22 protein-coding genes are annotated in these 21197 nt (G+C 49.5%); 12 read left to right on the forward strand and 10 right to left on the reverse strand.

The features are described from left to right. Positions 1–104 precede the first annotated feature (104 nt). On the forward strand, positions 105–593 hold the full coding sequence (locus tag ACFSUS_RS02495; protein WP_381518573.1) for an FKBP-type peptidyl-prolyl cis-trans isomerase: 489 nt from the start codon (positions 105–107) through the stop codon (positions 591–593). A gap of 49 nt (positions 594–642) precedes the next feature. Further along, complete coding sequence (locus ACFSUS_RS02500; RefSeq protein ID WP_381518576.1) at positions 643–1209, forward strand: pentapeptide repeat-containing protein; 567 nt, start codon at positions 643–645, stop codon at positions 1207–1209. A gap of 57 nt (positions 1210–1266) precedes the next feature. Here the strand turns inward: ACFSUS_RS02500 and ACFSUS_RS02505 are convergent, their stop codons facing one another. From ACFSUS_RS02505 to ACFSUS_RS02515, 3 genes are read right to left on the reverse strand one after another with little or no spacing between them, the layout of a single operon-like run. Then, positions 1267–1728, reverse strand: coding sequence for a hypothetical protein (locus ACFSUS_RS02505; RefSeq protein WP_381518579.1), 462 nt, complete (start codon positions 1726–1728; stop codon positions 1267–1269). A gap of 48 nt (positions 1729–1776) precedes the next feature. After that, complete coding sequence (locus ACFSUS_RS02510; RefSeq protein WP_381518582.1) at positions 1777–2184, reverse strand: DUF4332 domain-containing protein; 408 nt, start codon at positions 2182–2184, stop codon at positions 1777–1779. Between the two features lie 46 nt (positions 2185–2230). Next, complete coding sequence (locus tag ACFSUS_RS02515) at positions 2231–2455, reverse strand: hypothetical protein (protein WP_381518584.1); 225 nt, start codon at positions 2453–2455, stop codon at positions 2231–2233. A 117-nt stretch (positions 2456–2572) separates the two neighbouring features. Between ACFSUS_RS02515 and ACFSUS_RS02520 the strand changes: the two genes are divergently transcribed. The 3 genes from ACFSUS_RS02520 (at position 2573) to ACFSUS_RS02530 (ending at position 5302) form a co-directional block, all read left to right on the forward strand. Next, positions 2573–3628: a S1C family serine protease gene (locus ACFSUS_RS02520; RefSeq protein ID WP_381518586.1), complete on the forward strand. Its 1056-nt coding sequence runs from the start codon at positions 2573–2575 to the stop codon at positions 3626–3628. A gap of 242 nt (positions 3629–3870) precedes the next feature. Continuing rightward, positions 3871–4470: a hypothetical protein gene (locus ACFSUS_RS02525; RefSeq protein WP_381518588.1), complete on the forward strand. Its 600-nt coding sequence runs from the start codon at positions 3871–3873 to the stop codon at positions 4468–4470. Positions 4471–4711: 241 nt separating this feature from the next. Further along, a complete protein-coding gene (locus ACFSUS_RS02530; protein WP_381518591.1) occupies positions 4712–5302 on the forward strand; it encodes a hypothetical protein in 591 nt (196 codons plus the stop codon). A 73-nt stretch (positions 5303–5375) separates the two neighbouring features. Here the strand turns inward: ACFSUS_RS02530 and ACFSUS_RS02535 are convergent, their stop codons facing one another. After that, complete coding sequence (locus ACFSUS_RS02535) at positions 5376–6329, reverse strand: DUF2279 domain-containing protein (RefSeq protein WP_381518593.1); 954 nt, start codon at positions 6327–6329, stop codon at positions 5376–5378. Between the two features lie 20 nt (positions 6330–6349). Next, positions 6350–7330 (reverse strand): DUF1028 domain-containing protein, encoded by a 981-nt coding sequence (locus tag ACFSUS_RS02540; RefSeq protein ID WP_381518596.1) that lies wholly within the window; start codon positions 7328–7330, stop codon positions 6350–6352. Positions 7331–7446: 116 nt separating this feature from the next. Here ACFSUS_RS02540 and ACFSUS_RS02545 point away from each other — a divergent pair, with 116 nt between their 5' ends. Then, a complete protein-coding gene (locus ACFSUS_RS02545) occupies positions 7447–9162 on the forward strand; it encodes a DUF6909 family protein (protein WP_381518598.1) in 1716 nt (571 codons plus the stop codon). A 43-nt stretch (positions 9163–9205) separates the two neighbouring features. Here ACFSUS_RS02545 and ACFSUS_RS02550 read toward each other — a convergent pair whose 3' ends face one another. Next, positions 9206–9859: a hypothetical protein gene (locus ACFSUS_RS02550; protein ID WP_381518601.1), complete on the reverse strand. Its 654-nt coding sequence runs from the start codon at positions 9857–9859 to the stop codon at positions 9206–9208. 207 nt (positions 9860–10066) lie between these two features. On the opposite strand from ACFSUS_RS02550, the gene ACFSUS_RS02555 reads away from it, so the two are divergent. The 3 genes from ACFSUS_RS02555 (at position 10067) to ACFSUS_RS02565 (ending at position 15882) form a co-directional block, all read left to right on the forward strand. Further along, positions 10067–10816 carry a Mut7-C RNAse domain-containing protein gene (locus ACFSUS_RS02555; protein ID WP_381518604.1) on the forward strand — a complete coding sequence of 250 codons (750 nt, stop codon included), beginning with the start codon at positions 10067–10069 and terminating at the stop codon, positions 10814–10816. Between the two features lie 119 nt (positions 10817–10935). Continuing rightward, entirely contained in the window at positions 10936–12465 is a 1530-nt protein-coding gene (locus ACFSUS_RS02560; protein WP_381518606.1) for a malate:quinone oxidoreductase, read from the forward strand. 141 nt (positions 12466–12606) lie between these two features. Further along, the gene (locus ACFSUS_RS02565; RefSeq protein WP_381518608.1) at positions 12607–15882 is read left to right on the forward strand and encodes a S41 family peptidase; all 3276 of its coding nucleotides are present in this window, start codon (positions 12607–12609) and stop codon (positions 15880–15882) included. Positions 15883–16008: 126 nt separating this feature from the next. Here the strand turns inward: ACFSUS_RS02565 and ACFSUS_RS02570 are convergent, their stop codons facing one another. From ACFSUS_RS02570 to fumC, 4 genes are all read right to left on the reverse strand, one after another. Continuing rightward, positions 16009–17163: a toxin-antitoxin system YwqK family antitoxin gene (locus tag ACFSUS_RS02570; protein WP_381518610.1), complete on the reverse strand. Its 1155-nt coding sequence runs from the start codon at positions 17161–17163 to the stop codon at positions 16009–16011. A gap of 243 nt (positions 17164–17406) precedes the next feature. Next, positions 17407–17616 (reverse strand): hypothetical protein, encoded by a 210-nt coding sequence (locus tag ACFSUS_RS02575; RefSeq protein ID WP_381518613.1) that lies wholly within the window; start codon positions 17614–17616, stop codon positions 17407–17409. Positions 17617–17618: 2 nt separating this feature from the next. Then, a complete protein-coding gene (locus tag ACFSUS_RS02580) occupies positions 17619–18110 on the reverse strand; it encodes a DUF6932 family protein (RefSeq protein ID WP_381518615.1) in 492 nt (163 codons plus the stop codon). Positions 18111–18123: 13 nt separating this feature from the next. Beyond that, positions 18124–19539: a class II fumarate hydratase gene (fumC, locus tag ACFSUS_RS02585; RefSeq protein WP_381518618.1), complete on the reverse strand. Its 1416-nt coding sequence runs from the start codon at positions 19537–19539 to the stop codon at positions 18124–18126. A gap of 189 nt (positions 19540–19728) precedes the next feature. Between fumC and parS the strand changes: the two genes are divergently transcribed. The 3 genes from parS (at position 19729) to ACFSUS_RS02600 (ending at position 21167) form a co-directional block, all read left to right on the forward strand. Then, positions 19729–20169: a type II RES/Xre toxin-antitoxin system antitoxin gene (gene parS, locus ACFSUS_RS02590; protein WP_381518622.1), complete on the forward strand. Its 441-nt coding sequence runs from the start codon at positions 19729–19731 to the stop codon at positions 20167–20169. Between the two features lie 71 nt (positions 20170–20240). Continuing rightward, the gene (locus ACFSUS_RS02595; RefSeq protein WP_381518625.1) at positions 20241–20690 is read left to right on the forward strand and encodes an RES family NAD+ phosphorylase; all 450 of its coding nucleotides are present in this window, start codon (positions 20241–20243) and stop codon (positions 20688–20690) included. A gap of 60 nt (positions 20691–20750) precedes the next feature. Beyond that, positions 20751–21167 (forward strand): helix-turn-helix domain-containing protein, encoded by a 417-nt coding sequence (locus ACFSUS_RS02600; protein ID WP_381518628.1) that lies wholly within the window; start codon positions 20751–20753, stop codon positions 21165–21167. Positions 21168–21197 lie beyond the last annotated feature (30 nt).

Raw genomic sequence — 21197 nt, forward strand, 5'->3', positions numbered from 1 at the left:
CGGGCAACATAATTCCCTGCGTCATTTCAAAGATCAACTGAATAAACCCCAAAAGTAAGCCTTAGCTCAAAGGTGCACGTTACGAAAAAAGTTAACTTGCCTCCATGTTACAGACCATAAAAAAGTTTAGCCTGAGCGGGCTAATCATCACCTCGCTGCTGAGTGGCTGTCAGTCGGCCGATCAAGCGCCCTGTGATGCAACTCCCGTTACTGTTAAGGCTCCCGAGGCCGAAACTACTACGCTCAAACAGTACATAGAAGCAAACCGAATTAACGCTACGGCCGACGCCCGAGGCTTCTATTACACGATTCAAACGCCGGGGACGGGCCCCAAGCCAACGGTATGCTCTAACGTTACGGTCAACTACAGTGGCCAACTGACAACGGGTAGCACGTTTGACAGTGGCAGCGGGGTCAGCTTCGGTTTAAATCAGCTCATTGTAGGCTGGCAGGAAGGCATTCCGTTAATTGCCCCTGGCGGAAGCATTACACTTTATTTACCGCCCACGCTTGCCTATGGCGCTCAGGAACAGCCTGGCATTCCGGCGAACTCCATTCTCATCTTCAAAATTGACCTGATCAAGATCAACTAGGTGGTTCTGGTAGCACAAGTAGCGTCGCTACCAGAACCACCTTATTTTTATGGACTACTATAACGAAGTCTTCACCGACATTGAGCAACTTCCCCTGGTTTGGGCTGACCATGAGTTTGAACAGTGTACATTTAAGAAACTGGACCTGTCCCGAGCTGTCCTGGCTAAGGCTAATCTGATTAACTGCCGTTTCGAAGACAGCAAATTAACCCAAGTCGACTTAACTCAGGCCAAGTTGAATGATGTAAAATTCATTAATTGCCAACTTCCCCAGGTAGATTTCAGCGTTTGCAACAGCTTTGGGTTTGGGGTTGCTTTTGACGGCTGTCAACTCGATTACGCGGTTTTTCTGAATCTAAAACTTAAGAAGACTTCCTTTATCGATTGCTCAATGAAAGAGGTTCACTTCGTTGCTTGCGATTTGACGGGCAGCGGGTTTAAAAACTGCAACCTGGAATTAGCTAAGTTTGATAATAACAATCTAAGCCAGGTCGATTTCAGCACCTCCTACCACGTCAGCCTTGATCCAGCTGAAAACAAAGTAAAAAAAGCCCGCTTTTCGGTACACAACTTACCCGGTTTATTAACCAAGTATGACTTAGTTATTCGCGAATAAATCCGTTTAGAGTAGCGGCCATCGGAATAAGATGGCTTTTTCTCTAAACGGTACCCGCTACTCGTTTACTCGCTTATACTTTTCAACGATCACCCGGTCAATACCAAGCTTTTCAAGTTTTTCGACACCTTTTTGAACCAGCGTATCACCTTCGGTTTTAACAACGAATTCAAATTTGTTATTCTCCCAGGCCTTGTCAATGAAATATTCCAGGTACTCGGTGTAAACACTATCGACCAACGTATACTTACCTCCGCCAGCCGTGAAACCAGCTTTAGACGTATCCTGGCGGTCTCTATTGAGATCGTGATTCAGGAAAGCAAAGTGCGTCGAGTTAATTATTTTGATCATCTTCTGTTTCGGATTAAACGTCGAGTAGGTTGAGTCTTTCTCTGTCGCCGTTGCCGAAATTAACTCCCAGGTGCCAACTAGTGGAGTGGCGGCTTGTTGTTTATTGCATCCGCTTACGAAGGAAATTAGTACTATCAGAACAAGGGGAATCTTGAAAGGTACACGCATTCGTTATGTTTTGTAGGTTTGGTTTGCTACACAGCAAGTAACACTATTTTAAAGTTCTAACAAAGGCGGTAGGCGCTGGGCCTGTTCAATAAAATTACTCACCTGCTCAATTGAAGGGGGCCGCTGGGTGAACTGTCGGATGCGATTAATACTAATCAGTTTCGCATGTAAGCTTTCAGGCGAACGCTGGGCTAATTCTTTTACGGTGTCAACACCAACTTCTTCCAGAAGGTCGCTGTAGACGCGGCCAATGCCTTTTATACGAGTCAGATCAGCACGATTAGCCAATTTCAAGATAAACGTAGCGTCAACCCCTGACACGGCTGCCAGTGCTTGCCGGCCTTGTGATGTGGTGGCCGCTTCGAGCAAATCATCACTATTATTCAGTCCCTGCCCTCGCAGAGCGTTTAGAGTGGCATCCGTCATCCCTCTCAATTCTCCTAGTGTGCTGCTCATATCAGACAAGAGTGTAGGTACAAACCGCCCTGATTGTTAGGCAATTCTACCGCATAATATACTTTCTGCGCGTATCGTTTAAAAGAAATTTCTTCTGAGCGGTAAAACTTTCGGGGTGCATCTGCCCAAACTCTTTTTGCCATTCAGCATACACAGTAGGTTCAGCTTCCCTGAATCGGTTTGCGTCAATCTTCTTTTGGCCTAAATATTCATCAAATGTCATTGCTTTCCCTGCCGTTTTAACCGAAAACTCTTTTTTCTGTACGCTCATTGAGTAATGATCACAGCAAAGATGCCAAAATGGCGGGTAAAGCTCCCGCCATCCATGATAAAACCCTGTTGGAATAAATAATGAAGCGCGTCATCAATCCACGTAAACACTTTACTCATGGACACACTCTTTGTTTCTTCTGCGGATGCAGCTCCGCAAACCGGTGGAGCCCCCGACCAGGACCCTATCTTACTGGATGCGTACTCGAACACGGTTGTGAACGTAGCCAGGAAAGTTAGCCCGTCGGTGGTCCAGATCAAGGTTAGTGGCCGGGCTAACCCATCAACCCCTGGCGGCAGGCCCGGACCAGCAAGACCCGATCGGGGTAATAATGATGGCGGTACCGGATCAGGCTTTATCATTTCAACGGACGGCTACATCATTACCAACAATCACGTAGTGGCTGGAGCCACCAAAATCGATGTTGCCTTACCAGACCGGAGCGACGGCCCCGGACGCGACTTTGAGGCTACTCTGATCGGTCGTGATCCGGCTACCGATATTGCGGTAATCAAGATCTACGCTGACGGTTTAAAAGCGATTCGCTTTGCCGACTCCAAGCAGGTGCAGGTTGGCCAAATTGCTATTGCCATCGGTAACCCCTATGGCTTTCAGTACTCGTTGACGGCCGGTGTCGTTAGCGCTTTGGGCCGGACATTACGTTCAGAGTCGGGTCGGTTGATTGACGATGTCATCCAAACCGACGCGGCTCTGAACCCTGGCAACTCAGGTGGTCCGTTGGTTAACTCGAATGGTGATGTTATTGGCGTCAATACGGCCGTCATTTTACCGGCGCAGGGTATTTGTTTTGCGGTTTCGTCTAATCTGGCTGCGCTGGTCGCGGGCAAACTGATCATGCACGGACGAGTGCGACGAGGATACCTGGGTATTGCCGGGCAGCTTATCAATCTAACCGAACGCATTAAGCAATATAATCAGCTCACGGCTAAAACCGGCGTGATGGTTGCCAGCGTGGAAGCCGATGGCGTTGCCGGTAACAGCGAACTTCTGCAAGGCGACATCATTGTTGGCTTCAACGGTCAGCCCGTTGCCACGGTCGATGATCTGCATCGCTTACTCACCGAGGATACCATTGGCCGCCGAATTCAGCTAACGGTGCTACGCGAGAATCGTCAACAGGGTATCATGGTAACACCAGGCGAGATGCAGTAAACCACGTTTAATCAGCAAAAACCCGCGAGAGAAGACTTCTTCCGCGGGTTTTATTTTTTGCAGCAGGTGTTGGCGCTTACCGCTTAGTTAATTTCGCTGCCATTTAACGTTACGTAATTACCTGTTTTTCAATATGTTAAAATTCTATTGATATACGTCCATTTTGCCCTAGAGACGTCAACAACGTATGTTCGCAGTGTAATTTGTTTTTCCATTAATGCAACTTGTTTTAACAACCATTCATGAAGCGTATTTTATCATTTGTTTTCGTGCTGGTAGCGCTTTCGGCTGCGGCACAGGAGTATAAACCGTTCAAATTCAATAGTTCATTAGGGTACGCAAAACCAACGGGCTCTGCTGCGTCAGGAGGGGTTTTGTTTTCGCTGGAGCCCAAATACGGCCTCAACGACCAGCTCGATTTAGGACTTCGCCTGGAAACAGCGATCATGGCTCGAGCTTACACAATTGATGGCGAACTCATAAACGGAGAAGTAAAGGCGGCTGGCTCGTACTTACTGACAGGCACTTATCTGTTAACCCAAACAAACTTCCGCCCTTACGTTGGCCTCGGCGCGGGTTTGTTTACATTAGCCAGCACCGAAGTAGTTATTGAAGACGAGACGTCTACGAATGGCACCAGCATTGCAGGTGGCTCAAAATTTGGCGGCATGATTCGAACGGGCTTCAAAGCAGGGCACTTCAATTTGGGACTAGAGTACAACCTTGTGCCAAGCACAACGGGTGTTGCTTTTAGTTCACAAGGAGTAGTTCAGACTTATCAAAGTCCGAATTCCTATTTCAGCGTTAAGCTGGGTATCGACATCGGTGGCGGTCGTCTATAGTCAATTTGTACTACGAGTACTTACCAAGCCAGCTAGTAAATCTACTACTTATAAGCAGAAAAAGCATCTCTGAATACGGGATGCTTTTTCTGCTTATAATCAATGGGTTCACTCAATTTTTTGTTTCTGCATTTAGATTTTATCCCTGTAGAATTTACACCTCCCTAAAACAACTTGCTACCATTATCTATTACTATATGTCGTTATCAGTTTTATTAATTTTTCATTATTTACTACACGTATGAAAAAGTTCCTTTTCTCAATGTTCATGTTGGCGGGTTTGTCAGCATCAGCCCAGGAGTTTAAGCCATTTAAGGTAAATGTTTCTGTAGGTTACGCTAAACCGTTCACTTCGGCTGCGTCGGGCGGGGTTTTGATTGCCATTGAACCCAAATATGGCCTTAGTGACCATTTCGACCTGGGTCTACGCTTAGAATCGGCGTTTGTCGCTCGGGGCGTTGTGACTAACGGGCAGACAGTAACCGGCGACGTGGGCGCTTTTGGTTCGTACATGCTCACAGGAACGTATTTGTTTGGCACCGGAGGTATTCGTCCTTTTTTGGGCATTGGAGCCGGGGCTTACAGCATCGGTGGCGCTGGTACGGTAGTGATTTCGCAGAACGGGCAACCTAATCAGGACATAACATTTGTGAGCGACACCAAATTCGGTGGCTTGGTTCGGGCTGGTATCAAAGCGGGTCACTTTGTAGCAGCTGTTGAATACAACGCAGCCCCAACAACATCGAACCGGCTGGCCAACACAACCATCAACAGCGAAAATGCTTACCTGGGGGTTAAAGTAGGCTTTGATATTGGTGGAGGACGGAAATAAAGAGTGAAAGAGATAAAGAGCGAAAGAGTGCCGGACCACTTTTGTTTGGCCGCTCTTTTGCTCTTTATCTCTTTCACTCTTTCGGTAGTATCAGCGGGTGGAATCGAAGCCCTCTTAGTCGGTTGAACTCCAGTGACGGCGCTGGAATCTTGAAGAATTGCGCTGTACCGATAAATCGCTGCAATGACGGACTGAACGTACTGATACGTGACAAATCGGCGTCGGGAGAGATAAAAAACTGCCGATACCGCTCAAACTTCACTTCGTTGCCGTCTCTGTCGAACGCCCGCGGGTTTTCGTGACCGCCAATCATACCGCTGCCGCTGTAGCCAACATCCAGATTCAGCCAGCGCGGAAACGAGGGGCCAACCGGCAGTACCGACGCCAAATTGACCGAAAGCCAATATTGCTGACCGTTATAATCTTTGAGCATTTGCTGCCCCGTTGTTTTCCCTAGTAGATTCGGGCGGTACGGTGGAAAAATTGTTTTACGAAATCCGTATTTCAGGCTGACAACCTGTTGCCCCGCGCCGTACTGCTGCCCCATGAAAAGAGCCGTTCCGGCAACGTTGGCAACCATATCGCCTTTCGAGAATCCCCATCCTTCGGCGTGGCCATCGTAGACTTCAAGCGTAGTTTGGAATAATAAGGCCAGCAATCCACCGGTCAGAATGCTGGCTTGCTCATTGACACCACTCCAGCGCATGAGTTCATATCCACCGCGACTCATGCAGTACGCCGTTGCCCCATGGCCCACTTTATCCATTTGCAGCCATTCGCGGTTGTCGTTGAAGCTGTGAAATGGCACCTTCTTCTTGTACCACTGCTTGCGCAGCATCAGCAGCGTAATGGTGTAAAAAGCGGCCGTACCAATAACAACCCCAATGAACCGCCCCTGCCGAATACCGGTTTGTTCAGGCGTAGAAGTCGCAGCACTCGTTAGCGGTATAGGTTGTGCCTGAAGGGTTTGGTGAAGCAGACACCAGCACAACCCCATCAAGGCAGCAGCCCGGATTTTATTTTTCATGCGCTAAAAGTACCCAGAAATCAGTTGACCAACTGTGCGAACTCGGTATCTGACACCGTCAGCAACCCAACTTTAGGCAGTCGCCGGGTCATTTCGCGCCAGTTCGCATCTTTAGCATAAATACCGCGCAGCATCGCAGCGGCCTTTGGTACCTCCTTGGTATTAGCCAGCGCGATGGCCGTCCAATACTGCATTTCCAGGTTTTGAGGAAACATCTTCATCGCGGCACCGTACTCCTGCATGGCCAGCTTCATGTTGTTTTTCTCGACGGCCAGATCGCCATTGTTCATATGCTCGTAAGCACGGTGTGTACGTAGCAACCGGTCCAGCTCGCGGAGCGGCTGGTCGTTGTCGTCTACCCGCAGATCCACCAGGTGGTTATCGTCCCAGGGCGCTCCGGTCGACGTTCCTTTCACGACCAGAATAACGGCGGATTGACGCCCGCGAATGTCGCCACCCACCTGCTGGGCAGCCTCCAGCGACTTAAGCACGCGCTCGGCTATAGGCAAGCTGGCATTTTTTTCAAACGCCGTCGCCATGGCGTCGGGTACCTTGTTGGTGAGCATCATGTTCGACTGCACCGAATAGGTTGAACCCTTTCTGTGGCCCGCAAAGTCAACGCATTTCTTGCCGGTATGCACGGCTACATTTCCTTTGGCATCGGCAATGGCCACTTGCCGTACCTCGCGACCTTCGTCGTCTGACAATAGTATGTTTAGTGCTTCCTGAGCCGTTTTGCCGTCTTTCAGAAGTTGCAACCCACGAATCCCAAACGACTTATTCACAAACGACTGCGTAGCGACAACCCCTACGCCCGCTTCGCCCCACGACACGGTTGTGCCAACTGAAAACCAGTGGCTTTGCACACCCACAGCGAGATCCCCCGTTTTTTCATCGCGGGCAACTATGGAGAATGTGTGCGCAAAGGGTTCATGCTGGTGGGCAGGTTGGGCAAAAAGGGATACAGGGATGAAGAATGACAGAAGAATAAGTTGACGCATGATGAATGAATGTTATAGTGGTCAAATTTAACGGTAACAATCAATTTATAGAGAGCACCACCGCTTACAATCGCCTATCACCGTAATTTGCAGTCATATATTGTTCATTTTTATTCATGAATCTCGAACAGGCTCCTCCACTCAATCGCGCTCAGGAATCCCGCGTTGCCATCGAACGGCTCTATATCACCATGCGTCACCTCTTCAACCGTGGTTTTTACAAGCCATCCGGTGTGTCGGGCGAGGAGATCCGTCGGGCGCTCCTGACACTCCAACCCGAAATCTACGGACTCGTGGGCGATCCGCAACGGGTCGAGCTGGACGGGCTGGTATACGTAATGGACCGACTCCCTAAGGGCATTGAAGCCTGCCGGATTATCACCTTAGCATCGCGGGAAGGTTTTGAGCATTCGCACTTTCCAGTGCTGGTTCCCGCCAAACGTCGCCGGAATTGCTACCGTATCGACCAGGAGCAAATGGTGATCGAGATTACGAACGGCCGCAGCGAGATTTACGACATCCTGACGCACCTGACGTTTATGTTCATGGAGGCCGACAAAATTCGGCGGAATGCCTTCCAGGAACGAGGCAGCAAAACCCGCGAGTGGGAAAAGCTGGAAATGATTATCCAGTCGGGTGGCACCGTCACCGACGACGAGCGCGAATTAGCCCTGACCTACCTCAGTTCGATTCTAGGCCGTACGTTTGAAGAGACCCAGCGGGCGTATTACCGATTCGAAGAAACGGCCGGTACCAACAATGGCTTATTCCAGATTGTGTATAACCTTGGCAGCGTGTCAATCAGCGAAATCGGGACCGGGCCGCCGACGCGGTCCCACACCGACCGCGAAGTTAACTTTACACCTATGCTCCGTGAACGTATTGGGCAACACCTTTACGGCGAACGCTGGGCTACCCGGATCAAGCAGTACATCTGGGAAAATGGGCTACAGGAGCGGCCGCTGCACATCATCAGCGCCAATCCGCATAGTGTTATGAATTGCCTGTATGGTCCGGCCGCTTTAGCTGGCGCCACCACCTGGGACAACCTGTACGATCTGGCACTGAAACTCAGCCAGCCTGCTCAACAGACGCTTCGGCAGAAAGTAACCGATTATGCCCTAACTCATGGCCTGCACGAACTAGCCGACGCCGGTGGCACGAATTTGTTAGTTCAACTGATCGATACGTCCCGGCTGGACACTACACAGTTGTCTCCCGAAATAACCCATGATCCGGAGCACATTCGGGTGACGCAACCACTCTTGTTGGTAATGGACTACGCTTTTGGTGAACAAGCTTTCGAGACGATGGACGAGTTGTTGAAGCCCTACGAACCTGATGACAGCTGTTACCCGCTCAACGTAGCGTCCATCTCTATTATCGGCAAAGCGGGCATTCTCACCGGCGACAAAGGCGATCTGATGCTGCCAACAGCCCACATTTTTGAAGGCACAGCCGACAACTACCCGCTCAGCAACGACTTCTGCAAAGCTGATTTTGAAGGGCATGGCCTTGAGGTGTACGAGGGAGCCATGATTACCGTACTGGGCACTTCCCTCCAGAATAAAGATGTGCTGAGTTATTTCTGCCACTCGTCGTGGAAAGCGATCGGCCTGGAAATGGAAGGGGCGCATTATCAGAAGGCTATTCAGGCGCATCTGGAAATTCGCAGCAGCATCCCCGATCACGTCAAAGTGCGCTATGCCTATTACGCTTCCGATAACCCGCTGATTACCGGCGCTACGTTAGCTTCTGGTAGTCTGGGCTCACTGGGCGTGAAACCGACGTATTTGATTACGGTGAAGTGCCTGGAGAAGGTGCTGAAATAAACGGATCTAGTGGGTGAGAAGGCTCACCCACTAGATCCGGGGTTTAAGTCGTCATGGTGAAGCGCTCGTACACAGTCGTGATGACTACATCCTTAACACCCGCCTTGCTGTAGAGTCGCCGTTTATTAACGACCCGAAGGCGACCGTTATCGTCTATGGTAACGGATTCGGGCCGCCCCCAGCGAAATGATTTTTCATTATCGTTGGGGTTAACAGTAATCTGTTTTAGGTCCGTCGAAAAGGAGAAACTGCGGCTGGCACCCTGAAAATCATAATTGACCACGTATTTCGGATCGTACGCAATCAGTTCGTTATTATCCCAGTATTTATTGCCGAGTCGTATAGACTGCTCAGGCCACCATTGCATAAATGAGAAATACGTCTTGGGGTCTTTCTGCGTAGGTCCGTAAATTCTAAGCTCGACACAGTATTTCGTTCTGTCATTCGTTTGTAGTTCAGCCAGTTCCTGAACCATGTCTAAAGAAGCAACTCCATCGAAATTAATATCCAAGGGTTCAATGCTTACCGAACTAATTACTCTGTATTTGCCATGAAATTGCTCGTGCAGCCGATTCACGCTTTCATCAGGCGCGGGCTTTACTGTTACTACGGGGTTAACGACGGCGACGGTGCTGTCCGGCGAGCAGCTCACTATACCAGCCAGCCCTACAAAACCAATAATAAATAGTTGCTTCATAGTAGGTTGAGATGTTTAAGCGATAAAAAAAATAAGCCGAAACGATAAAAACAATCAGGTACATATTACCAGAATATTATCATTCTATACTTTACCAACAGACATAGTTCAACTCTATTTAGCACACTCATAGATGTAGGTACTAAGGCCTGTTCGTCGGTACTTAGCGATATGCAAACGTAGCGTCAATTTTACGGTTATGCCTTTATGATCACCGCAAACTTCCGGTTTTACAGCACGCTTAATGACCTTCTGCCTGCTCATCGACAAAACGTATCATTTACCCACACGTTCGGCGCTCGTGTATCAGTGAAAGATGTGATTGAGTCGTTGGGCGTGCCGCATCCGGAAGTTGGGTTGTTGCTTGTTAATAGCGAATCGGCTGATTTCTCGTACATCCTTCGAGACGCAGACGTTGTAAGCGTTTATCCCACGTTCACCGAACTGGACGCTTCGACCGTCTCGCGGGTTCAGCCGCCGTCGTTGGTTACTGTGCGGTTTGTGCTCGATGTTCATCTGGGCACGCTGGCAACGTATTTGCGCATGTTGGGCTTCGATACACTTTATCGAAACGATTATGGCGATGAAGAGCTGGCCCGGATTTCTCATACGGATACCCGCGTATTGCTCACGCGTGACCGGGGCCTGCTGATGCGCAATCTGGTTGTGTACGGCTATTTCCTACGCAACACCGACCCGCAGAAACAGCTTATTGAAACGATACAGCGGTTTTCGTTAGACGCACAAATCCAGCCGTTTCAACGTTGCCTGGCCTGTAATGGTCTGCTGGCCCCGGTTGCGAAGGATGCCGTCATTGATCAGCTACCGCCTAACGTACGTGAACGGCACGAGCAGTTCTGGCGCTGTCAGCAGTGCAAAAGGGTATACTGGGAAGGCACGCACTACCAACGTATGCAGACCTTCGTTGAGGAAGTTCGGGAGCGGTTAAGTATGTAATGGTATCTATCCAATATGCGACTACACTTTAGTTACTTTATTGGCCACAATCACAGTTTTTGGAACAACCCGCTCCCCAATTTTGTAAAATAAGATGGGCGATATACCCAGCTACATTTATGGCTACCAAAGCACAGTCTACTTCAAATCCCGATATTATTTTAATTGGGGCCGGCATCATGAGCGCTACTTTAGGCGTGATGTTGAAAGAACTTCAGCCGGACATTACTATTGACATTTACGAACGATTGGATGGCGCAGCTGCTGAAAGCTCGGATGCCTGGAACAACGCAGGTACCGGCCACTCAGCGTTCTGCGAATTAAACTATACCCCCGAACGTCCCGACGGCAGTATCGACGCGTCAAAAGCGGTGAAAATTGCCGAATCGTTCGAGCAGTCGAAGCAGTTCTGGTCGTTCCTGGTTCAACAGGGCTTTTTGTCCGACGCCCCCGGATTTATCCGCTCGATTCCGCACATGAGCTTCGTTTGGGGCGAAGACAACGTAAATTATCTGCATAAGCGTTTCGAGGCTCTTCAGCAGAGCCATTTGTTTCATGGCATGCAGTACTCGGAAGATCCGGGGCAACTGGCGCAGTGGATGCCCCTGGTCATGGAAAACCGCGATCCGGCCCAAAAAGTAGCGGCTACCCGCATGGATATTGGTACCGACGTTAATTTTGGTGCCCTTACCCGCAGTATGTTCTACCGCCTTCAGGCCATGCCGGGCGTCCGGATGCACTTTGCCCACGAGGTTCGCGACATCTGGCGGTCGAAGTCAATGGGCGGCTGGAAAATTCGGGTCGAGAACGTAACGACGAATCATGTGCGCGACGTTCGAGCCCGGTTTGTCTTTATCGGCGCAGGTGGTGGTTCGCTACGTTTGCTGGAAAAATCAGATGTCCCCGAAGCCCGCGGTTATGGCGGTTTCCCGGTGAGCGGTCAGTGGCTGAAGTGTGTAAACCCCGACATTATTGCGAAGCACCAGGCTAAGGTGTATGGCAAAGCGTCGGTAGGCGCTCCGCCCATGTCGGTTCCCCACCTCGACACCCGCATGATCGAAGGTCGGCAGGAATTGCTGTTCGGCCCCTACGCTGGTTTCTCGACCAAGTTTTTGAAACATGGCTCCTACATGGATCTGCCGAAATCAATTCAGATGAGCAACCTGGCCCCGATGATGATGGCTGGCTTACACAACATTCCGCTGACCCGCTATCTCATTCAGCAGGTGATGCAGTCGCCGGAAGATCGGCTGGCGGCCCTGCGGGAATATTACCCCGATGCCAAAATGGAAGACTGGGACTTAGAAATAGCCGGTCAGCGCGTGCAGGTTATCAAGAAAGATGAAGAAGAAGGGGGCGTTCTGGAGTTCGGTACGGAGGTCGTTAGCTCGGCTGACGGTAGTATTGCCGCCTTACTGGGCGCTTCGCCGGGGGCTTCCACGGCCGTATCGATTATGATTGACCTGCTCAACAAGTGTTTCAAAGACGAAATGGCCTCCGACGCCTGGCAGCAGAAATTGGGTCAGATGATTCCTTCCTACGGCCGTTCATTGGCGAAAGACCCTCAATTGTTGCAGGAAATCCGGACCCACACCAGCGAGATCCTCGGTCTGACCGTTGGCGAACAAATAACGGAAGTGACACGCTGATTGCTTATTATAGATTACTTATTTACCCCGTTAATATGAGTTTGGCTCATATTAACGGGGTTTTCTTTTTTGACAAATCACTACAGATTTTAGGCCATTTCTGGTAAATTCGAAGTCAATTATTCGTCTAAATCATCAACTATGCAGAATTATACAAAATCTTGCTGGTTTACCTTCTTTGTTTGCACGTTAGTTTCCTTAACTAGTTTAGCGCAATCCACCGTCCGTTTCGCCTTCGCTGAACCCAGCCTCTCCCCCGACGGAACCGAGATTGCCTTTATATCAGGTGGCGACATCTGGACTGTGTCAGCGAACGGTGGCGAAGCTCGGTTACTAGTATCACACGCTGACAACGAATCTCGCCCGTTGTATTCCCCAGACGGGAAACATCTGGCCTTCACGTCGACCCGCACGGGGAATGGCGATGTTTATCTGCTCACGCTGGAAACCGGCGATTTGAAACGCCTGACCTACGACGACGGCAGCGAAGTACTCAACGCCTGGTCACGCGATGGGAAGTATTTGTATTTCCAGGCCACCAGCCGCGACATCTCCGGCATGAACGATGTCTTCCGGGTAAGCGTCGGCGGGGGTACGCCCATGCCCGTAACCGCTGACCGATACGCCAACGAGTTTTTCAGTATGCCTTCGCCTGATGGCGCGACCCTGGCGTTCGCAGCCCGGGGCATTTCATCCAACCAGTGGTGGCGCAAAGGCCGTAGTCACCTCGACGAAAGTGAAATCTGGCTACTCCGCCCGAGTGGCAAAAAAGCCGACACGCCAAACTACGAGCGTGTTACGGAAGGCGGAGCCAAAGAACTATGGCCGATGTGGAGTGCCGACGGGAAAACGCTGTATTACGTATCCGACCGTAACGGCACTCAAAACCTGTACGCTCATCCGCTCAACGGCAAACCAACGGTCCTGACTTCGTTCAAGGGCGGGCGGGTACTCTGGCCATCCATCAGCTACGACGGCCGGGCGATTGTATTCGAGCGAGATTTTCAGATCTACAAGTTCGACGTAACCACCAGCCAAGCAACTGCTTTGCCCATTCGGCTACGGGGTGCTGCGGCTGGGCCAGCCGTAGAACGGATGAAGCTAACATCGCAATTTCGGGAATTAGCTCTCTCGCCCGACGGCAAGAAAGTCGCGTTCGTGGCGCATGGCGAAGTGTTCGCGGCCTCCTCTAAAGACGGGGGCGATGCTGTTCGGATCAGCACCACTGCGGCTGCCGAATCGCAGCCAGTCTGGCTTCCCAATAGCCGCAGCTTGGTTTATAGTTCTGACCGCGATGGCGTTGCGCACTTATATCAATACGTATTTTCAACGCGCACCGAAACCCGCCTGACCAACGAAGATACCGACGACAGTTCGCCCATTGCGTCGCCGGATGGCAAGCAGTTGGCTTTTATTCGCAACAGTCAGGAGCTACGCGTGCTCGACATGGTCACCAAGAAGGAGCGTTTGCTGTTTAAAGGTTACCTGGGCCGTCCGCCGTTTGCGAGTGGGAGTTCGGTTACCTGGTCACCCGATAGCAAGTGGATTGCGTTTGCCAGCTACGGCGCTAAAACCTTCCGCAACATTTCAGTGGTATCCACGGCAGGCGGTGACAGCAAACCCATTAGTTTCGTCGCCAATACGTTCGGGGGCGACGTAAACTGGAGTCCCGACGGAAAATATATTCTGTTCGAAACAGCCCAGCGTACCGAACTTGCTCAGATCGCCCGCATTGACCTGATGCCCAGAACACCCAAGTTTCGGGAGGATCAATTCCGGGACTTGTTCAACGAAGAAGTTCCCAAAACGCTAACGTCTACAACTCCAACCACCAAAAAGCCAGCTACCCGCGATACGACGGCTCTTTCAGCTCCCGTCGATACGGCCCAGAAATCGGCGGGGAAACAGCCCGTACGGATTGTGTTTGAAGGTATTCGGCAGCGGTTAAGCGTATTGCCGGTTGGCGTCGACGTGGATGCGCATACCATTAGCAAAGATGGTAAGACGTTATTGCTGATTGCTACCGTAGCCGGTCAGCAAAATTTGTACACGTACTCCCTCGACGAGTTAGCCCGCGAACAGTCGGTTGCCCGGCAACTCACGTCAACATCTGGCTCAAAGAGTGACGCCCAGTTTTCGCCCGATGGTAAAGAGGTGTTTTATCTGGAACAAGGCAAGATTCAAACCGTATCGCTCGACAAGCGCGAGCCAAAGCCCTTAGCTATAACGGCCGAAATGGATGTTGATTTCTCGGCTGAGAAAGTGCAGGTGTTCCGCCAGGCCTGGGACGTACAGAACAAAGGATTTTACGACCCAGCGTTTCACGGCGTTGACTGGAAAGCCGTAAAAGCCGAATACGAACCCTTCACATCGGCAGCCCGCACGCCCGACGAACTACGCCGGTTGCTCAGCCTGATGGTGGGCGAACTAAATGCCTCGCACTCGGGCGTATCGGGTCCTGCTGGTTCCGTTCAGACCTCGACAGGACGTATCGGTTTACGTTTCGATCGAGAAGAGTATGAACGCTCAGGAAAGCTGCGCATTACCGAAGTGATTGCCCTAAGCCCGGCGGCTCTGACGGGTACGATTAAACCCGGCGATTATTTGCTAGAAGTGGATGGCACGACCATTGACGCCAGAACAAACCTCGACCAGTTGCTGGACAATAAGATCAATCGGCGCGTTACGCTTTCGGTTGGTGCATCAGCTAATGCCTCTCCGCGCGAAGTGACAGTTCGGCCGGTGAGTCTGGCAACCGAAAAAGGACTACTCTACAAGCAATGGGTGCAGGAACAGCGCGATTACGTAGCCAAAGTCAGCAATGGTCGGCTCGGCTACGTGCACATGTTCGATATGTCCGCCGAATCATTGTCGCAGCTTTATGTTGATTTGGACGCCGAAAACCACACCCGAGAAGGGGTCGTAGTAGATGTGCGAAACAACAACGGCGGGTTCGTGAATGCCTATGCTCTTGATGTGTTTGCCCGCAAAGGTTACATGACCATGACCCCGCGTGGCTTGCCTTCGGCCCCCGCCCGCACGCAGCTAGGTCAGCGCGCCCTCGAAACGCCAACGATTCTGATCACCAATCAGCATTCGTTATCTGATGCCGAAGATTTCACGGAAGGTTATCGGACGCTCAAGCTAGGTAAAGTCGTTGGTGAACCGACGGCGGGCTGGATTATCTATACATCAGCCGCGCAACTCATCGACGGCTCTACGATTCGGTTACCGTTCATCAAAATCACGGACAACGCAGGCAAGAATATGGAATTAGCACCGCGCCCGGTCGACATTCCGGTGTCGCGGCCCATCGGCGAGAGCTATACGAATCAGAATGTTCAGCTAGACGTAGCGGTCAAAGAACTGCTCAAACAGTTGGACGAAGGCCGAAAGGTGCTGACGGGGAAGGAGTAAACAGTCTTATCAGCCGTTTAAAACGCAAAAGCCGGAAGTTGAAGCTTCCGGCTTTTGCGTTTAGTACTTTACAATAGGCGTTATCTCTTGAAGGTTAACGCCTATGTTGTAATCAATCATTAACTATTAATCTTTCGAATCATTATAATGCTTTTCTTCAGCAATTGTTTCTACTCCGTCTCTAACTAACGTCCGCCGGATTAATCTTCCTTTACGGTCATAGTAAAACCCTTTCCGAGTACCATCCTCATTATAATCAATTTCGATGATTGTTTGCCTGATGCTACCGTATCGCTGAGATTGAACCTGTTCTGAGACACTGGTATACTGAATATTACCATTTTCCTGGTAGTGGGTAGTGTAATTAATAGCTTTGTCAGGAAAACTGATGGATTCAAATAATAACCGTCCAGTTCGGTAATAGCTTTTACTATATGTCTCATGCCCTTGCTGATTGTATAAGCTCACATTGAGTAGTTGGTGGCCACCATATAATCGTTGGGCAGAATCTAGCGTAATATGTTGTGCACCGCTTATAAATTTTAGTGATGGCAAATAAGTCTCTTTTTCATACCAACTTTGGCTAGTGTCTACTAAACTTCCGGCTTTGTATTTTTCTTTACGTGCCAAATGCCCATCATCAAACCTAACCTCGGCAATTCCGTCTTTTAGACCATCTACATACGTTTCGTGGCCCCATAACTGGCCGTTCGGATACCAATATAATCGTTCGCCCTCAAGCCTACCGTTCTTATAAAATTCTTTATATTCAATTTGTCCAGTTGGATAAAACGATTGTTTCAACCCATCTTTAGGGACACTCTGTTTTATCCCGAACGCTTGACGAAGTATATTGAGGGCCTTTTCTGTTCCCTGATAAGCTAAATCACGTTTGCCATTTTTGTCTCGATATTGAAACGAGCGACTACAAGGAAACACCGTAGCATAATTATGAAAATCATTGGCTAGTACTAGCCACTCTTCTCCTGGCCGTAAGCCCATATCACAGGAAGTACGATAACCTTCTAGAAGCAAAGTATCGGGAACAGGCGCTTTGTAATTTTCCAATACATCTACAGTGAACTTAGCCGTGCTGACACTTTGCTGCTCCTCTCTGGTGAGTCCAGCTATAGAAAATGGCTCAAACGACTTGATTCTGACATAGGCTATATATTTGTACTTCTTGAAAAGTACATTATCAAAAGGCGTATAATCATTGCATATACAGGCTAACGACGGTTGTGTCAGCAAAAGCAGAGCAATTACAATGAACATCTTCATATAAAATGGAGCTTGCCAAAGAGTGCGTATTGACTACTACCAAGATCGGTAATAAAACTGTTCTAAAACAAAAAACCGGGAGCTTACGCTTCCGGCTTTTGTATCAGCAGATATAATTAATTCACTTAATCTCCCCTACCATTTCTTCCGGCTTGGGCCACTCGTTAAACAGCTCGGGCATTACGTAATCCAGCTTGACGACGGTTTCCTTAAACGTCGAACTATTCTTACAGGTTTTGTTTATCAAACGGGTGTAGCGATGAGTTTCACCCGATACGCCTTCAATGTCTGATTGGCTTTATCAATGTAATCAGCTTTCATATACTCGTACTGACTAATCATTGATGAATCGCTGGAGTGATTCCGATGAAACTCAATCATCTCGTCCAATTGCCTGATCTGCCGAAGTAAATCATTCAAATGAACATCCAATGGTAGTTCTTCAGCTTCCATATCTACTCCGGTTTGTAAACAACTTCAACGAATCCTTTCTTATAACGTTTCCCAAAACGATTTGGTCTGGTTTGCGTGAACCAATCATACCAATATGCTAAGTCATATTCGGTAATGTAGTGCTTCGAACTTTCCGCTTCGTAGCAGCGAACTGTGTATACATCTAAACCAGGGAACAACTGTTTGGCCCCACCTAACCTAAAGTTACTTTCAATCAATGACTGATGTACATCATAACACGCATCTGGAATCAAAACGACAACATCCAGATCATTTGGATTCAGCTTGTCTGTAACAAAACTGCCGTCAATCCAATGCGTGCATTCAGCACAGACTTGTTTGGTAAATTCCTCTATAAATCGACGATAGGAGGCAAAAATGGTTTGGCGGGTTCCTGAGTCAGGAAATACTTGTACGAAATGTTCCTCAAACTCAGCAATCGATAACGAAACCACCTTTGCCGGAGCTAATAGCCCTCTCCCATCAAAAATCATAAAAATTACCTCGTTATTTTCCTGCAGAATCGTCAATCTCCCCTACCATATCCTCCGGCTTGACCCACTCGTTAAACTCTTCTTCGGTTAGATAACCCAACTTCAAAGCTGTTTCTTTAAGCGTTGAGCCATTTTTATGGGCGGTTTGGGCAATCTCGGCGGCTTTGTAATAGCCGATCTTAGTGTTCAATGCCGTTACGAGCATCAATGAAGAATCGACGTGCTTTTTGATGTTCGCTTCGATTGGTTCGATACCTTCGGCGCATTTATCGTTGAACGATACACAAACGTCACCAATCAAGCGGGCCGAATGCAGGAAGTTATAGATCATTACCGGCTTGAACACGTTCAGCTCAAAGTGGCCCATTGCCCCGCCAAAGTTGATGGCTACGTCGTTGCCCATAACCTGTGCGGCTACCATTGTCATGGCTTCGGATTGGGTCGGGTTCACCTTACCCGGCATGATGCTCGATCCAGGTTCGTTGTCGGGAATGAACAACTCGCCGATGCCCGCGCGAGGACCACTCGACAGCATCCGGATATCGTTACCAATCTTCATCAGGCTGGCAGCAACGGTTTTCAAGGCACCGTGTGCTTCCACAATAGCGTCGTGGGCGGCTAGCGCTTCAAACTTATTCTCGGCCGTTACGAATGGTAAGCCCGTCAGGTTCGCAATGTGCCTGGCAACGTTTTCTGAGTAGTTGGGGGGGGTGTTAATGCCAGTACCGACGGCCGTTCCACCCAACGCCAGCTCGCTCAGGTGAGCCAGCGAGTTATTGATCGCCCGCAGACCGTGGTCTAATTGCGAAACGTAACCCGACAACTCCTGCCCGACCGTCAATGGCGTGGCATCCATGAAGTGCGTCCGGCCGATCTTCACGACATGCATGAACTGCTTCGATTTAGCCGCCAAGGTGTCGCGCAGTTTGGTGATACCAGGGATGGTTACATCAATCAGAATTTTGTAGGCCGCAATGTGCATGGCCGTCGGAAACGTATCGTTGCTCGACTGCGACTTGTTAACGTCGTCGTTCGGGTGCAGAAACTTCTTCTCGTCAGACAGTTGACCGCCCTGGAGCACGTGTCCCCGGTAAGCCACCACTTCATTGACGTTCATATTCGACTGCGTACCCGAGCCCGTTTGCCAGACCACCAACGGGAACTGATCGTCCAATTTACCCTCCAGGATTTCGTCGCAAACCCGGCCGATCAGGTCGCTTTTCTCCTGGGGTAGTACGCCCGCGTCGAGATTGGTCAGCGCAGCGGCTTTTTTGAGGTACGCAAACGCCCGGATGATCTCGCGGGGCATCTTATTAATGTCCTGAGCAATTTTGAAGTTCTCAATAGAGCGCTGGGTTTGTGCGCCCCAATACACATTAGCCGGCACTTGAACCTGGCCCATTGTGTCTTTCTCGATGCGGTATTCCATGTTTAATGAGCGAATTAGTGAATGAGTGAAAGAGCGTATAAATGAGGCTGCTTTTCGCTCTTTCATCCTATCACTCTTTCACTCTTTAGATTTCGGCGCAAAGGTAGGACGCAACAGAACAGGGTTGCAAGGAATTATTATCTTTGTCCGGCTGTTATCTTTTGACAGCGCGTAAACAATCAAATGACCATGCAAGTACCTATTCGACAAATCATGGAAGGATTAGGCGGAGATCGCTTCATCAAACGACCAATCCGGCACGAGTTTGATCTTATCGAAATTGTTAAAGAAGGCCTACCGATGGAGTCGGTCGCGTTTCTTCAAAACAACTTCGGTTTCACCAATAAGGAGATGAGTCGTATTCTGGCGATCTCTGAAAGCACCTATCAACGGCGGGTTAAGGCTAAATCAAGGCTGACACAAGACGAAACCGAAAAAGCTATTTCACTTTCAGAGTTATACGCAAAGGGAATTGACGTATTCAGGAACCAGGCCGATTTTGAAAACTGGCTTCAAACAAAAATACCGGCTATGGGCAACCAGCGTCCAACAGACATGCTCGATTCGATGATTGGTCGTCAGCACGTTATGGATGAGCTAAACCGAATTCTCCACGGCATATTTTCGTAAATTAATTATGGGGTATACCCAATGCCTGGGACAGGTTTCATTGCTCGTTGGATGCAGTTTACCTTTGCCTTATGACGCTTTATCGAATTGCTGACGACCGCTACGCGAATGACTTGAAGGGCACTGGCGGTTTGTTCGCTCCAGGACGCTGGCATCGACGTGGAATGCCCGTTGTTTATTTAGCTGAACACGTATCACTGGCTAAATTAGAAGTATTGGCTCACTCGCCCAGTTTACCAGAAGGCCGAGCGTTGGTCACGGTAAGCCTGCCAGATGATCCATCTATGCTTGTTGTCGAGTCAAAAGATCTACCTCACGGCTGGCAAGACTGGCCTTACCTGGATGAGCTGGCGGATATAACTGAACAATGGATAGCAGAGGGAGTGTTCTGGATTATGCGCATTCCATCGGCTCAATCTCCTTCCGAACACAATTATCTGCTCAACCCGCTTCATCCTGAGCATCAGACAGCACAGATCATCAGCCTTGAGCCTCATACCTTTGATACAAGGTTGAAATAATTAAAAGAGGCTTAGCCGTTATTGGTTGTTATTACGAATAAGGCTCTATTTGCAATCACCATGGCAACTTACAAATTACCCCAGAAAATAGCCGCCCGGCAGCACGAAATCACGGCCGAGTTCCTGGCCATAATCGACCGCCATCTGGACGACCTACTGGCCGGACGCGTAACGGACATGTATGAGATTCGGGACATTGCCGGAGAGATGAATATCCACCCAACCCACCTGAGCAATACCATTAAGCTCACTACCGGCAAAGCGCCCTGTTTCTTTTTCGAGGAGAAAATTTTAGGTATCGCCCGGACTTTGCTGCGGGATACCCAGCAGCCCATTGCCGAAATTGCCGCTACCCTCACTTACGATCCGTCGAATTTCACAAAATTTTTTAAACGATTTCAGGGCGTAACTCCCAAGCAGTTTCGGGAAGAAGTTTGGCAGAAAGCCCGGGAAAAATCTGAACTACTCACCATTTAATCTGAAACTGTCACCATAATTAAGCGGGCT

The organism is Spirosoma soli, assembly GCF_042684525.1.
GTDB classification, from domain to species: Bacteria; Bacteroidota; Bacteroidia; order Cytophagales; family Spirosomataceae; genus Spirosoma; species Spirosoma soli.